The sequence below is a fragment of the Petroclostridium xylanilyticum genome (assembly GCF_002252565.1).
GTDB classification, from domain to species: Bacteria; Bacillota; Clostridia; order SK-Y3; family SK-Y3; genus Petroclostridium; species Petroclostridium xylanilyticum.
On record NZ_NPML01000007.1, the window covers coordinates 135,175 to 150,716 of the forward strand.

Genomic DNA, 15,542 nt, shown 5'->3' on the forward strand with positions numbered 1-15,542 from the left:
GAACTGAGAACTGTTAACTGTGAACTATATAGATAATAATAAAAATAATGGATAGTAGAAAGCTTTGCGGGAGATATTGCTCCCCACTTTTCACGCCCCACTATCCATTATTTAAACATTAGTAATTATACCCTAATTCCAATGCCTTTATATTTATATCCAGAAGTTCTTGTTTTCTTGCAGAAACAACTTTTTTCAAAGCTTCTTTCAAAATATCCATGGATATTATTCCGGTTTCTTTTATGAATTTACCTACTAAAACCATATTTGCCAGTTTTCCTTCTCCCATATCTACTGCCATTTGAGTAGCAGGGACTTCTATTCCTTTTACATCTGTACGGGCAATGCTTCGATTTACCAATGAACTGTCAATAATGATTATACCGCCTGAAGTTACGGTGTTCTCAAATTTATCTAGTGAAGGCCTGTTCATGACAATTAATGTGGTTGGGTTGTTAATAATTGGCGAGCCAACCTGCTGGTCTGATACGATTACATGACAGTTTGCTGTTCCGCCTCTCATCTCCGGTCCATAGGATGGGAGCCATGAAACCTCTTTACCCGCTAACATACCCGCAGACGCAATAAGCTTTCCGGCAAACATTATGCCTTGTCCACCGAAGCCGGCCAGTATTATTTCTTGAGAATTATTCATTTTTTCATGCCTCCCTGTATTATTTTTCTTTATAAACTCCCAAAGGATAATAAGGCATCATATTTGCCCTTAACCAATCCAATGATTCGACGGGTGATAGTCCCCAGTTGGTTGGACATGTGGATAAAACCTCAACCAAAGAAAATCCTTTTCCTTCTATTTGTGTTTCGAATGCCTTTTTAATCGCTTTTTTAGCAGCGTTAATATTCTTTACATTATCCACTGAAACTCTTGAGATATAAGCAGCACCTTCAAGAGTAGACAGCATTTCAGATACTTTTATAGGATACCCTTGAATTTCAGCGTTTCTGCCGTAGGGAGAGGTCTGGGTAACTTGTCCAACAAGAGTAGTAGGTGCCATTTGCCCCCCAGTCATTCCATAAATAGCATTATTCACAAAGATAATTGTAATCTTTTCCCCCCGAGCAGCAGCGTGTACCATCTCCGCTGTACCGATTGCAGCCAGGTCTCCGTCTCCCTGATAAGTAAATACAACACTGTCAGGATGAACTCTTTTAATTCCAGTTGCGACTGCAGGAGCCCTTCCGTGTGCAGCCTGCTGCATGTCGCAATCAAAATAATTATAACTGAAAACGGAACATCCTACTGATGCAACTCCAATTGTCCTGCCCTGAACACCTAACTCATCAAGCACTTCAGCTACCAAACGATGAATAATCCCATGGGTACATCCGGGGCAGTAGTGGAAAGGAACATCACACATAGCTTTAGGCTTTTCAAATACTTTTTTCATTATTTTTCACCCCCGGATATTTTTTTTATTTCTTCAATAATTGCGGCAGGTGTAGGAACCATTCCACCTGTCCTGCCGTAGAAATATACAGGCTTTGCACCATTCACTGCAAGTCTTACGTCTTCTACCATCTGTCCCATACTCATCTCTACGGTTAAAAAGGCCTTGGCTGTCTGCGCAGCCTTTTGGAATGCTTCCACCGGAAACGGCCAGAGAGTAATAGGACGAATAAGACCTACTTTAAACCCTTCAGCTCGTGCACTCTTCATAGCAGACTTTGCTACTCTTGCTGTAGTACCGTAAGCAACCAGGACAACATCTGCATCTTCGCAGTCAACCATTTCATATTTTACTTCATTTAACTGAATCTGTTTATAGCGTTCGAACCTCTTTAGATTCATAATTTCTAATTCCTGAGGGTCAATGTATAAAGAATTGATAACATTTTTTCTTCTTTCTTCTTTTGTTCCAGTGGTTGCCCAGTCTTTTGGAGGTAGATTCCTTCCTTTATAATCTTTAAACTGGACAGGTTCCATCATTTGTCCAAGCATGCCGTCTCCTATTACCATAACAGGAGTCCTGTACATATCTGCAATATCGAAAGCTTCCATCGTTAAGTCGACAGCTTCCTGGATAGAGCTAGGTGCCAGCACAACCAGATAATAATCTCCATGCGCACCACCTTTGACAGCCTGGAAATAATCGGATTGGGCAGGTTGAATTCCGCCCAGCCCCGGACCTCCTCTAACAATATTAACGATAACGCAGGGGAGGTCACTTCCCGCAATGTAGGAAATCCCTTCCTGCTTCAAACTTATACCGGGGCTGGAAGAAGAGGTCATAACCCTTGCTCCGGCTCCGGCAGCTCCATATACCATATTGATAGCTGCTACTTCGCTCTCTGCTTGCAAATACACTCCGCCAACCTTAGGCATTCTTTTTGACATATATGCGGGAATCTCGTTTTGAGGGGTAATTGGATACCCGAAGAAATATCTGCAACCAGCTTGAATAGCTGCTTCTGCGATAGCTTCATTACCTTTCATTAATACTTTATCTGACATCACTTTGCCCCCTTACTTCTCTATTTCTATTACAACATCAGGACACATTGTAGCGCAAAAAGCACATCCAATGCATTTATCCTGTTCAATTACCTGAGCAGGATGAAATCCCTTTACATTAATTCTATCAGTTGCCATCACCACAATCTTTTTAGGACATACTGTAGTACACAATTCACAACCTTTACATCTGTCTTCATTAAAAATCACTCTTGCCATCTTGTCACCCCCATTCTCCCTTCTCAATGGGTGCATTTAATTTAGTTGAAAATATTATTCCATAATATTCTTCAACTAAAAAATATACGCCCTTTCTCAATTCAATATTGCTCCCACGGTATCTGTAAATATAAGCTAATTGGGAACGCTTTATCTTTCAAATAGTCAGGTAACTGTGAAAGTATTTTATTTTCCCCGGTAATATAGCGAATAGGCACCATTATTTCCCTGGAAATATTTTCTATAATCTCCTGTCCTTCCAGTAATTCTTTCAGTGTTGAAATATAGGACAGGTTTGTATTATTAATAAGACCTGTTACAGTTAAGCGTGAGCTTTGCTCTATTTGGCGCAGCATATCAATTATACTATCTTCATTATCAGTCAATGGCCTTTTAGTATTTATTACAAAAAACATATCATAGGGCTCATTGGAAAAATATCGGTAGTATCTTCCCAGTGCAGTTGCACCACTATCGTCCCCGCCTACATCGAAAATTACCCTGTATTCCTTATCCTGAAACAGTGATATAATTTCTGCCGGTAAAGCAGGAATATCTACATTTGTATTTGCAAACAAAGGTGCTACAACCTTTATATCCTGACTTTCCAACACCGGCGAAACATCTTTCGTCCTGAAGTAGGGATTTACGATATCCAGATCAACAATTGCCACTTTATTATAATACTTTTTGCAATAAATTGCAAAGTTTATTGCAATTTCTGTTTTTCCACTTCCAAAGTGTCCGGTAAAAATATTAATTCTCGAGTTATTCATAATGAAGTGCCTTTTCCTCTCCAGTTAAAACTCTGTAAGCCCCCTCTGCCATTGCAGACATTTCATTTTCACCCGGATATACCTTAACAGGTGCGATAAATTTTACCCGCTCGGTAATCCATGTCACAAGTCGTTGGTCTCGGGCCAGGCCACCTGTTATGATAATATTATCTACATTACCATATAAAACTGCACTGCAAGATGCTATCTCCTTTGCAATCTGATATGCCATTGCTTCTAAAGCAAGTCTTGCCTGTTCATCTCCCCTGTCAATTCTCTGCTCTATTTCCTTACCGTCAGAAGTTCCCAGATATGCGGCTAAACCACCCTTGCCAACCAATTTCTTCTTAATCTCGTCTTTTGAATATTGCCCTGAAAAACACATATCCACCAACTGAATTACCGGGAGACTTCCACTTCTCTCAGGCGAGAAAGGACCTTCTTCCAGACCATTGTTTACATCTATTACCTTTCCCTTACAATGAGCTGCAACCGAGATACCCCCGCCCAGATGAGCAACAATCAGGTTAACTTCGTCATACCTTTTGCCCGTCTCTTTTGCAGCCCTCATTGCTACCGCTTTCTGATTCAATGCATGGAAAGCGCTTTTCCTAGGTATATCAGGCAATCCCGAATACCTTGCAAGAGGCTCAAATTCATCTACTACTACCGGGTTAACTATAAAACAAGGTATATTCGCCAGAGAAGCAATTTCATAAGCTATTACCGCCCCCAGATTACTCGCATGCTGTCCGTACCGGGCATTTTTTAAGTCTTCCAGCATAGCATGATTCACATGATAGGTTCCACCCTTTAGAGGCTTGAGCAATCCTCCTCTCCCTACTACAGCATCTAATAGCTTGTAGTCTATATTTTGCTCCGATAAATATTCCATAATGGCTTGTTTTCTTAAAAAGTACTGGTCCATAATTGAGCTGTACTGTTCCAATTCACCGGAACTATGCTGCAATGTCCTGGATGAAATACATTCAAGGCCTTGAAAAAACGCTACTTTTGTGGAGGTGGACCCGGGGTTGATAGTAAGAATTTTATAAATTTTCTGCATAATTTTCCTCCCAACTTAATTTTTATTTACACATGCGATAGAAGCTAAAGCAATGGAGTAAAGCTTAGCCTTATAGTCATCGGCCCTGGAGGTTACAACAATAGGTGCTTTTGAACCGGCAATGATGCCGCAAGGTGTTCCTTTACCCAAAAAAACTAGGGATTTAAGCAGGATATTTCCTGCTTCAATATCCGGAACTAAAAGAATATCAGCATCTCCGGCAACTTCGCTTTCAATGCCTTTATGTTTTGCAGCATCCAGGTTAATTGCATTATCCATGGCAAGTGGACCGTCAATAATACAGTTTTTAATCTGTCCCCTATCAGCCATCTTTGATAATGCTGCCGCATCCAGTGTACATTGCATTGCAGGATTAATCATTTCTACAGAGGCAAGAACAGCAACCTTAGGCTTCTCAATGCCTAAGCTATTAGCTACGTTCACTGCATTTTGAATGATATCTGCTTTTTGTTTTAGATCCGGAGCAATATTCATACCTCCATCGGTTACAAATAAGAGTTTATGATAATTCTCAATTTCAATAACGGCTATATGGCTTAATACTCTATTCGTCCGAAGGCCAATATCTTTATCTAAAACAACCTTTAACAAATCAGCGGTATTAATCATTCCCTTCATAAGGACATCCGCCCGGCCGCTGCTTACCATATCTACCGCAATCCTGGCAGCTTTCACCTTGTCGAGTTCCTTTACTATATCATATCGCGAAACATCGATATTCAATTTATCGGCTATCTGAAAAATTTTTTCCTTGTCTCCAACGAGACTGACATCAATTAATCCTAAATTATAAGCCTGATGAATAGATTGAAGTACATCTTCATCTTGCGCTACTGCCACAGCTATTTTCTTTTTTCCAAGATTTTTAGAAAAATCTATAATCTCTTTCATTGATCTGACCACTGTCAGTATCCTCCTATATACATAATTTTTGCATAAGTTATTATATCATAAAAGACTTATAATCAAGATAATATTTTTGTTATTTTAATCTGATATTTTCCTGAGCGGGCAAGCTTTTTATCCATTTTCCTTAAAACCAAAAAGGAAATAATTAAAAGTAATACTCCGCTTACACCTGCAGCAAACTCACTGGAAAAAACTGAATAACCCGCTAAATATCCTATAAATAGCATTACCAATGGTATAATATATACCAAAAAAGCAGCAAATAGTATTTGCGTATCGTTCATTTCCATCTGCACAACCTGTCCTACTTTTGCACCTACCGTATTTAACGCCTCAACCTTTTGAGATGTTACTTCACATCCGCCGCACTCTCCACATTTTCCTCCACAAGCTGTAGTTCGCTTGATTTGAACCTGGGCAATATTGTTATAAACTTTATTAACTACTCCAATTTGTTCCAACTAAGTCACCCCTTTCAATCTACCACCTCAAATTATACCAAAAAAACAATGATATTTCCTCATCTTTTTTTTGGTAAACAAAAAACTGATCTAAAATCAGTTTTTAGATCAGTTCTTTATAAAGGTTATCTACATTTCTCGGTAAAACCGTTACAACTGCATTTACTATTACTTGCACAGGTTGAGCTGGTTATACCGCACTTCCCGGAAATACAGTTTTTATCAAAAGATAATTCTTGGCTTGCTTCCAAGTTTATATCTGGTTTGAAGTTTTTGCAATCTTTACACTGCATTTATAACTTCACCTCCATATAAGTTTTCATTAATTATTGTACCTTACTTAATGTCAACTTATGTGGGAAGTTTTTGGGCACTCTTAATTTGTCTGGCAATATTTATCATTTCTTCAGCATGCTTTAACGTTAAATCAGTAATTACCGCCCCTCCTATAATTCTAGCCAATTCCTTTCTCCGGTTTTGCAAAGTCAGCTTTTGAACAGTAGTAGCAGATTTATCACCGGATACGCTTTTTTCAATAAGATAATGATGGTCAGCCATACTTGCTATTTGCGGAAGGTGAGTTATACATAATATCTGTTTTTTTTTCGCAACTAAAGAAAGTTTTTCAGCAATCTTTTGTGCTGCACGTCCACTTACGCCTATATCAATTTCATCAAAAACCAAAGTATTTACTTCATCAGTATCAGCAAGTATAGTTTTTATTGCAAGCATGATTCTTGACATTTCTCCACCGGAGGCAATTTTAACCAGTGGTTTTAACGGCTCTCCGGGATTTGTTGATATTAAAAATTCAACCCTGTCATATCCTTGTTGTGAAAATTCATAATTTCCGGATCTATCATACAGTTTTTCTACCTTTACCTTAAATTGGGTCTTATTCATGTCTAGATCATGAAGCTCTTTCATTATTTTCTGTTCTAAGCTTCTTGCAACATTAACCCTATGGTAGGATAATTCATCTGCGAGGCGTTCCAACTTTTTAACACTCTCCGATAATCTGGAATTAAGCCGGACAAGTCTTTCTTCACTACTAAAAATCTCTTCAAGCTCCCGTCGTATTCTACATTGATAGTCTAAAATCTCTTCTACCGATGAACCATATTTTCGCTTAAGCTTAAAAATCAAATCCAACCTCTGTTCTATCGTCTCAAGCATTGCGGGGTCAAATTCTAAATTATCCCGGTAATCCCGGATATCATGTACCAATTCATCTAATTGATAACTGATTTCTTCAAGATTTTTATAATATTGGCTGAGCTTCGAATCAAATCTTTCTACTTCTCCAAGATTTTTTAATGCTTCCGCTATACTATCATGTACAGAATTGCCTTTCGAATTTCCTGTATATAAAATAGTATATACATTGGATACAGAGTTCATAAGCTTTTCAGCATTACTTAAAAGAAGCTTTTGACTTGTAAGTTCCTCCTCTTCCCCTCTTTTAAGTTTTGCTTTCTCAATTTCCTCCAACTGGAATTGAAGCAAGTCAATTTTTCTTTCCCTCTCTCTTTCGTCACCACTGATTCTCCGAATTTCAGATTTTATATTACTAACTTCTTCATATACTTGCTGGTAGTCAGCTTTTACTTTTAGTAATTCGCTTCCACCATATCTATCTAAAAAATCAATATGCTTGTCCCATTGAAGGAGAGCCTGATTATCATGCTGTCCATGGATATTAACGATATATTTTCCGATATCTTTGAGCATAGAGGAAGTAACAATACGTCCATTTATTCTGCAAACATTTTTTCCACCTGACGTTATTTCCCTTGATATCAATAAAGCGTTATCTTCTTCCAGCTCTATTCCCAGTTGTCCTAACATATCGCTAATCGTTTCCGAGTGAATATAAAATAACGCTTCAACAACAGCTTTTTCCTCTCCAGAACGGATTAAATCCCGGGAGGTCCTTTCACCTAAAACCATATTGATGGAATCGATAATAATGGATTTTCCCGCTCCGGTTTCCCCGGTCAGAACATTTAAACCTTCTTCAAAGCTGACATTCATCTTATCTATAATTGCAACGTTTTCAATATATAGTTGGGAAAGCATGGTCAATTCCCTCCCTCACAATTTGGTTATTTTGACTCGTCGCACAAGCTTAAATATGATTCCAAAAACGAAGCTACAAGGCTTAGAGTATGTTATTTGATCATTTTCCTAAACTTCTCCGCCAATTCTCGGGAATTTTTTTCACTCCTGGTAATTACCATGATTGTATCGTCACCGGCAATTGAGCCTACTATCTCCGGCCAATTCATTGCATCAATTGCTGCAGCTGCCGCCTGGGCCATACCGGACAACGTTTTGATTACAATAATATTCATAGCAAAATCAATATTTGTAACCGATTCAGCAAAAATAGTTCTTAACCTTCCTGTAATATTGGCATCGGGAGTATTAATCGCAGCATATTTATATTTACCGTTTTCCGCTAACACCTTAATAAGACGAAGTTCCTTAATATCCCTCGAAACAGTAGCTTGGGTAACATCGAACCCGCTGCTCTTAAGTTTTTCTGCCAGTTCTTCCTGTGTTTCAATAACATTGCTTTCAATAAGCTCAAGAATTTTTGAATGCCTGTCATACTTCATGCTATAGGTTTTTAATTCCCCTTTCTGTCAATTTTCTCCTTAGTACATCATAAAAGCTTCTATTGCTAATCCTGACCAGCCGTGTAACATAAGTAGATTTTTTAATAGTAATTATATCCTTCGGCTGCAATTTATAACCCTGCTGGCCATCTACAGTAATCATAGCATCATGATGGTAAGCGTCTTCTACATGCACATTGATGATCTTATCATCAGGAACAATAATGGAACGGGAATGCAAGGTATGGGGACAGATAGGAGTTACCATAATCATATTCATATTCGGATCTACTATAGGTCCTCCCGCTGAAAGAGAGTATGCAGTTGAACCGGTCGGAGTAGATACTACAATGCCGTCGGCGGGAAAGAAGTCAACAAACTGCTCATTAACAAATATTTTTAAATTGATAATTCTTGAAAAAGACCCCCTTGTAATCCCTATATCATTTAGGGCAATGAAAGTATCTAAGGCCATTCCACCTCTAAATAAAGTTCCCTCGATCATCATTCTATGATCTATTGTATATTCACCGGCAAATAATTTCTTAAAAAATTGTTCCAGATTGTTTTTTTCCAATTCTACCAGAAAACCTAAATGGCCAAGATTAATGCCTAATATCGGAATTCCAAAGGGTGCTGTATGACGTGCCCCATTTAAAAGAGTCCCGTCACCTCCCAATACAATAACCAAATCTGTATTAGAATACAACTCGGTTTGTTTACACCCTATTTTATCCAGCTTGAGAGCTTTTGCAATTTGTTCACTAACCAATACTTCTTTATTAAATTTTTCTATCAGTTCAATTACTTTTTTTGTATTTTGCAGTTCCTTATCTTTATCTATATTAGGAATTACCGAAATTCTTTTCATTCGTCCACATCCAATTTGGGTTTTTTATTCAATATCATTATATATAAGAAAAACTTATAAAACAATAGAAGTTATTCTAAAATTTCATGGGATTGCTTAACGATTTCATATATTGTTTTATCATGAAACTCGTCTTGTTGAGGATATTGTAATTTTTTTACATACAAGAGATATTCTATATTCCCTTCAGGACCTCTGATGGGAGAAAAGTTCAATCCAAATACCGACAATTCTATTGACCGGGCAAAGGATATTATATTTTTAATAACTTCAAAATGGACTTCCTGGTCCCGTACCACGCCCTTTTTTCCTACTTTATCTCTTCCAGCCTCGAACTGCGGTTTAATTAGACAGACAATTTCTCCTCCATATTTTAATAAGTTTTTTGCAACCGGAAGTACAAGTTTTAATGAAATAAACGAAACATCAATCGATGCAAAATCAATCTCATCTTCTATTTGAGAAGACTCCACATACCTTATATTCGTCCTTTCCATATTAACAACACGATTATCTTGCCTAAGCTGCCAAGCTAGCTGGCCATATCCTACATCCACTGCATATACTTTTTTGGCACCATTTTGCAACATGCAATCAGTAAATCCCCCTGTAGAGGCTCCAATATCCATAGCAATTTTACCATTCAAATCGATATCAAACTGCTGCAGTGCCTTTTCAAGTTTTAATCCCCCACGGCTCACATAGCGAAGAACAGCCCCCCGTGCTTCTATCGTCGAACCGGTGTCTACTTTTGTCCCGGGCTTGTCCACTTTTTGGTTATCCACATATACCTGCCCCGACATTATAATACTTTTCGCTTTTTCACGGCTTTCCACAAGTCCTTTTTCTACAAGCAAAACATCTATCCGTTGTTTTCCAGCCAAGAGCTACAACTCCCCCATAATAAGTGATAATTTAAAATAAATTGAGCATATTTTCATCATTTATAGTAGCTTAGTAACCTCGTTAACAATGCTGTCCGAGTCCAATCCATATAATTTAAACAGTTCCTCTACCGACCCATGAGGTATAAACTGATCGGGAAATCCTTTTATTTTCACTTTGATATTATTATAACCGCTGTCATTTAATAACGCCAGAACAGCACTTCCCATTCCACCTATCACCGCATTATCCTCTAATGTTATTATTTTTCCGGTTTTGGCTGCAGAATGCAAAATCAGATTACTATCCAGCGGCTTAACACTTCTGGCATTTACTACTTCCGCATTTATTCCTATTTTTGCCATCTTTTCTGCAGCTTTTAAAGCAACCTCCACCATCTTACCAATGGCAATAATAGAAATATCCCTGCCTTCCAGCAAAAGTTCACCTTTTCCAGGAAGTATCTGTTCCTGCTTAAATGGTATCGGATAATCTTCTCTTCCCCTGGGATACCTGATTGCAATAGGTCCATGGTGAGAGGATACGGCATAGAGCAACATTTGCTGCAATTCTTTATAACATGAAGGGGCAAGGATTACCAAATTAGGAATATGACTTAAATAGGACAAATCGTATATACCCTGGTGGGTTTCACCGTCCTGTCCTACAATTCCAGCCCTATCGATTGCAAAGACCACGTGAAGATTTTGCAGTGCAACGTCATGAAGTATCTGGTCATAAGCTCTTTGGAGAAAAGATGAATAAATAGCCACAACCGGCTTTAAGCCTGATGCCGCTAGTCCTGCAGCAAAGGTTACAGCATGCTGCTCCGCTATTCCAACATCAAAGAGCCTGTTTGGAAACTTCTCAGCAAACTTTCCCAAACCCGTCCCGATAGGCATAGCAGCAGTAATGGCAACTACACTTTCATCCCGGGCTGCAATATCCGTTATTGTTTCACCAAATACTGCTGAATAATCCGGTTCTGTCTTAGCACTTATCGGTTTTCCGGTTTCTATATTAAATGCAGATATTCCATGAAATATGTCCGGTTCTTCTTCAGCGAAAGAATAGCCTTTCCCTTTCGTTGTATAAACATGGATCAGGATGGGCCCCTTCATCTTTTTTGCTCGGTTAAAAACTCTTACAAGATTAGTAATATTATGCCCATCGATAGGGCCAATATATGTAAACCCTAATTCTTCAAAGAGCATACCAGGCATGATCATATACTTTATACTTCCTTTAGCTCTTTGCACCGTCCTCGCCATACTTTTCCCTATGGCAGGTATTTTATTTAATATAAAATCAATATCCTCTTTCACTTTAAAATAGACAGGTTCTGTTCTTATTCTGTTAAGATAGGTTGATAAACCTCCTACATTCTTTGTAATAGACATTTCATTATCATTAAGTATAACAATTAAATTATTATTACTCCTCCCGGCATCATTTAATGCCTCAAACGCCATCCCTCCTGTAAGTGCTCCATCACCGATAACTGCTACTACAGAATATTTTTCATTTTTTAAGTCCCTTGCCTTAGCCATGCCTAAAGCAGCAGAAATAGAAGTGCTGCTATGTCCTGTATTAAATATATCGTGTTCACTTTCATTCACTTTTGGGAATCCGCTTAAACCACCTAATTTTCTTAATGTCGCAAATTGTTCTTTTCTGCCTGTCAGTATTTTATGAATATACGTTTGATGCCCAACATCCCATACGATCTTATCTTCAGGAGTAGAAAACACTTTATGAAGTGCAATGGTCAATTCAATAACCCCTAAGTTAGAAGCAAGGTGACCACCCGTTTTAGAAACAGTATCAATTAAAAATTTTCTTATTTCATCCGTTAACAAGTTCAACTGTTCATAGTTAAGTTTTTTTAAATCTTTTGGTTGATTTATCGTATCTAGAATTTTCCCCATCATCCCAACTCTTTTCTTGTGTAGAAATAGTTCAACGCTTTTTATTGCCTAGTGCCCCGCTCAAATAGTAGATTATAACACCCACTTTATAAACGATGTAATTGCTTTTTGAAATGGCAATAGATTTTCCAATTGCCTTTCCTCCGACTGTTAAAGCCGCTACACTCCCCGTTAAAATCAATCCAATAAAAACCGTATTTAAAGCACTGTATCGCTCTGTTAACTGGGCAACAATCGTGGCACTCGTTGCACCACTTATAATCCCGGCAATGTCCCCTACAACATCATTGCAAAAATTAGATACTTTTTCCGCATTTCTGATAAGCTTTACAGCCTGCTTTGCACCCCCTATCCTTCTTGAAGCCATAGAATGAAAGGGAGTTTCACTTGCAGCAGTAACAGCAATGCCTATAATATCAAATAAAATTCCTAAAAATATTATTATTATCAATATTATAAATGCTATCCCTATACTGACGTTATTCATCAGACTGGATGAAATAAAACTTAGTGTGATTGAAAAAATAAACGTCCATATTACAATAATAGCAGCCCATCTATAGTTAACTTTTTTATTCCCTGCATTTGTATTTCTGATTTTTATTTTATTTGGCTTGTTGATTTTTTTTTCTGTATGCTGTTGATGCAAAAGATTATCCTCCCGGTATTAGATGAAAACAGCTGTTAATGTCATTATTATCCGGTGGTAATGCATAGAGTAAATTTTGCGGCTTAGGTCTAGTAGGCTTTCCCAGAAGGATACTGAAATGTCGCCAAATCAGTGGTTTCCCTTTAAATCCTTCTCTACCCTGTTACCATGGGTAGGACTAGATTACCACTCAGTCCACACTGCAATCCCCTATGCACCTCTATCCGAACAGTCTAGGAGTTTTCCTCAACAGTCACACTGGTTCTTAGCCTCTTTTGCAAATATGGTTTCAAACAGCAATAACATATCTGTATTGGCCAATACAGGCATGTGTGATCCATTATCCACCATATTCACTCAAGGCAGGCTACTCTGTTCACAGCACGCAAAAAGTACCGCATAACAGGTTTAATCCTAAGTCGTACTTTCTCCGGTATGTTAAGCAATACTCTGAAGCAAACCACGATCATAGGTCTCCACGGAAGAGGGGTCAACGCCCGCATGCCATTGCAGATCGCCCCTCAACCTTAACTCCCAGCACTAACCCCCGACTGGGCGTCGAAAGCTAACACAAGGAACTTCATCGATGTGCCCTTTAACGGATTTTTAGGCCCGTCTTAGGAACCAGTAGATCTGACTAGAATACTGCACCACCGTATTTCTTTCAAGACACATATCATAACATAAATATAAAATATTGTAAAGCAAAACGGTATAAATTAAGAAATGAGAATTGAGAATTGAAAATAAATATTACATTATAAATGCTTTATTCTCTGTTATATAAATTAATACTTTAATTCTCTTTATTTTTTATCTTTGCCTTTGTCTTTATCTGTATTTTTAATTGCCAATTTTCAATTCTCAATTTTCAATTCATATTTATCTCGCTAATGCTATCGCCATTCCTAACAAAGCACCAACCAATACTTCAAAGGGTGTATGTCCAAGTAATTCCTTTAATTTATCTTCAACAAAATGAGGGTCATGTTTTCCCCATTGTTGGACAAGCTTATTTAAAATACGTGCCTGCTGGCCTGCTGCTCTACGTACTCCGGAAGCATCATACATCACTACCATTGCCATAGCAAAAGTAATTGCAAATTCTACCGAATCCAGCCCGACTTTTTTCCCCACAGATGTTGCAAGGGAGACTACAAAGGCTGAATGGGAACTGGGCATCCCACCTGCACCTATAAATCTTGAAAAATCAATTTTCTTTTGTCCAATCAATACAAAAACAACTTTTAGAAATTGAGCGATAAACCATGCTATTACCGATGTCGTAATAATATCATTATTAAAAAACAAGAACTTGATGTTGTCCACCATTATCCCCCCTCGTTTCATATTAACGCCCACGCCGGGCAAGCTCGGCACAAATAATGCTCAGGGCTTTGACATGGGGACGGTTCCTCAGTCGTATGAAAAGCGCATTCGACAGACGAACCGTCCCCAAGTCGCATCCCTTCTTCCTGCTAAACCGGACTTTTTCTGTGGTTTCGATTTTACTCCCCACTCCCCACTATTTTCATACTATGTTTCTCTATTTACCAGGTACTGAGCAAGTTGTGTTAAAAAACATGCTCGATCATCAAATATCTTTAACTGTTCAATCGCCTCTTGAGTCAGGCTCTCTACCAAAGTTTTAGACTTGTCCATTCCCATTAACGTTATAAACGTTGACTTGTTATTATTTATATCACTACCTGTGGGCTTTCCTAATTTTTCCTGCACCCCTTCTATATCCAATATGTCATCTTTAATCTGAAAAGCTAATCCAATATTCTTGCTATATGTTTTCAATGCCTGTAATTCATCTTCCGCCGCACCACCGATAATAGCACCTGCTTCTGCTGCTGCCATAATTAATGCTCCGGTTTTGTGCAGATGCATATATTCCAGATGCTGCCGGTCAATTGTTTTATTCTCCGCTTCCAAGTCAACCACTTGCCCACCAATCATTCCTTCACTGCCACTTGCCTTTGCTATAACAGACATTGCATGCATTGCTCTTCTTAAATCAATATTGTTTTTCAATGATTCCTCAGTCATTATTTCAAAAGCTTTATTCAAAAGGGCATCTCCAGCCAATATAGCAATTGCCTCACCAAATACTTTATGATTTGTCAACTTACCCCTTCTGTAATCATCATTATCCATCGCCGGTAAATCGTCGTGTATAAGTGAATAGGTATGAATCATTTCTATTGCACATCCAAAAGGAATAGCCAGTATCTCGTTTCCTCCAACAATTTCACAGCAAGCAAGGGTGATCACCGGACGCAATCTTTTTCCCCCGGCAAATATACTGTATTTCATAGCATGGTAAATATTTTTTTGATAATTTTCTCTTTCCGGTAAATATATTTCCAGATATTTATCCACCAAATTTATTTTATCCATCAACTTTTGTTTAAAATCCATCTGCTGCTTCCTCCTGGTTACTTTGAAAAGGCTGCTCCGATATTCCCCCGTTTTTATCCCTTATCAAGATATTAACCTTTTGTTCTGCTTCATCTAACATCTTTGAACAAATTTTAGATAACATTATTCCTTGCTGAAAAAAATCTAATGACTGTTCAAGTGTCAATTCGCCTTCTTCCAGTTGCCGTACAATATCCTCCAATTTTTTTAATGACTCTTCAAAATTCATTGAGAAT

17 protein-coding genes are annotated in these 15,542 nt (G+C 38.1%); all 17 read right to left on the reverse strand.

Features of this window, described 5'->3' with window-relative positions; translation table 11 throughout:
* Window positions 1-118: 118 nt before the first annotated feature.
* A complete protein-coding gene (locus tag CIB29_RS03880; protein WP_094546957.1) occupies window positions 119-655 on the reverse strand; it encodes a 2-oxoacid:acceptor oxidoreductase family protein in 537 nt (178 codons plus the stop codon).
* Between the two features lie 19 nt (window positions 656-674).
* Window positions 675-1,409: a thiamine pyrophosphate-dependent enzyme gene (locus CIB29_RS03885; RefSeq protein WP_094546959.1), complete on the reverse strand. Its 735-nt coding sequence runs from the start codon at window positions 1,407-1,409 to the stop codon at window positions 675-677.
* The gene (locus CIB29_RS03890) at window positions 1,409-2,473 is read right to left on the reverse strand and encodes a 3-methyl-2-oxobutanoate dehydrogenase subunit VorB (protein ID WP_094546961.1); all 1,065 of its coding nucleotides are present in this window, start codon (window positions 2,471-2,473) and stop codon (window positions 1,409-1,411) included. Before CIB29_RS03890 ends, CIB29_RS03885 begins: the two co-directional genes overlap by 1 nt.
* A 12-nt stretch (window positions 2,474-2,485) precedes the next feature.
* Window positions 2,486-2,692 (reverse strand): 4Fe-4S dicluster domain-containing protein, encoded by a 207-nt coding sequence (locus CIB29_RS03895; RefSeq protein ID WP_094546963.1) that lies wholly within the window; start codon window positions 2,690-2,692, stop codon window positions 2,486-2,488.
* Window positions 2,693-2,793: 101 nt separating this feature from the next.
* The gene (locus CIB29_RS03900) at window positions 2,794-3,468 is read right to left on the reverse strand and encodes a hypothetical protein (protein WP_094546965.1); all 675 of its coding nucleotides are present in this window, start codon (window positions 3,466-3,468) and stop codon (window positions 2,794-2,796) included.
* Complete coding sequence (gene buk, locus CIB29_RS03905; protein ID WP_094546967.1) at window positions 3,461-4,534, reverse strand: butyrate kinase; 1,074 nt, start codon at window positions 4,532-4,534, stop codon at window positions 3,461-3,463. Before buk ends, CIB29_RS03900 begins: the two co-directional genes overlap by 8 nt.
* 15 nt (window positions 4,535-4,549) lie before the next feature.
* Window positions 4,550-5,458, reverse strand: coding sequence for a phosphate butyryltransferase (locus CIB29_RS03910; RefSeq protein WP_198543741.1), 909 nt, complete (start codon window positions 5,456-5,458; stop codon window positions 4,550-4,552).
* A 62-nt stretch (window positions 5,459-5,520) separates the two neighbouring features.
* Window positions 5,521-5,925 (reverse strand): SoxR reducing system RseC family protein, encoded by a 405-nt coding sequence (locus CIB29_RS03915; protein ID WP_094546969.1) that lies wholly within the window; start codon window positions 5,923-5,925, stop codon window positions 5,521-5,523.
* A 351-nt stretch (window positions 5,926-6,276) separates the two neighbouring features.
* Window positions 6,277-8,004: a DNA repair protein RecN gene (gene recN / locus CIB29_RS03920; protein WP_094546971.1), complete on the reverse strand. Its 1,728-nt coding sequence runs from the start codon at window positions 8,002-8,004 to the stop codon at window positions 6,277-6,279.
* A 92-nt stretch (window positions 8,005-8,096) separates the two neighbouring features.
* A complete protein-coding gene (locus CIB29_RS03925) occupies window positions 8,097-8,546 on the reverse strand; it encodes an arginine repressor (RefSeq protein ID WP_094546973.1) in 450 nt (149 codons plus the stop codon).
* 1 nt (window position 8,547) lies between these two features.
* On the reverse strand, window positions 8,548-9,417 hold the full coding sequence (locus tag CIB29_RS03930; RefSeq protein ID WP_094546975.1) for an NAD(+)/NADH kinase: 870 nt from the start codon (window positions 9,415-9,417) through the stop codon (window positions 8,548-8,550).
* A 71-nt stretch (window positions 9,418-9,488) separates the two neighbouring features.
* Window positions 9,489-10,301 carry a TlyA family RNA methyltransferase gene (locus CIB29_RS03935; protein ID WP_094546977.1) on the reverse strand — a complete coding sequence of 271 codons (813 nt, stop codon included), beginning with the start codon at window positions 10,299-10,301 and terminating at the stop codon, window positions 9,489-9,491.
* Between the two features lie 60 nt (window positions 10,302-10,361).
* Complete coding sequence (gene dxs, locus CIB29_RS03940) at window positions 10,362-12,230, reverse strand: 1-deoxy-D-xylulose-5-phosphate synthase (protein ID WP_094546979.1); 1,869 nt, start codon at window positions 12,228-12,230, stop codon at window positions 10,362-10,364.
* Window positions 12,231-12,261: 31 nt separating this feature from the next.
* Window positions 12,262-12,879, reverse strand: coding sequence for an Mg2+ and Co2+ transporter CorB (locus CIB29_RS03945; protein ID WP_242965049.1), 618 nt, complete (start codon window positions 12,877-12,879; stop codon window positions 12,262-12,264).
* A gap of 882 nt (window positions 12,880-13,761) precedes the next feature.
* On the reverse strand, window positions 13,762-14,211 hold the full coding sequence (locus CIB29_RS03950) for a divergent PAP2 family protein (RefSeq protein ID WP_094546981.1): 450 nt from the start codon (window positions 14,209-14,211) through the stop codon (window positions 13,762-13,764).
* Between the two features lie 204 nt (window positions 14,212-14,415).
* The gene (locus CIB29_RS03955; protein ID WP_094546983.1) at window positions 14,416-15,306 is read right to left on the reverse strand and encodes a polyprenyl synthetase family protein; all 891 of its coding nucleotides are present in this window, start codon (window positions 15,304-15,306) and stop codon (window positions 14,416-14,418) included.
* Window positions 15,296-15,535 carry an exodeoxyribonuclease VII small subunit gene (locus tag CIB29_RS03960; RefSeq protein ID WP_094547634.1) on the reverse strand — a complete coding sequence of 80 codons (240 nt, stop codon included), beginning with the start codon at window positions 15,533-15,535 and terminating at the stop codon, window positions 15,296-15,298. The genes CIB29_RS03955 and CIB29_RS03960 overlap by 11 nt, the downstream gene beginning before the upstream one ends.
* Between the last annotated feature and the right edge of the window lie 7 nt (window positions 15,536-15,542).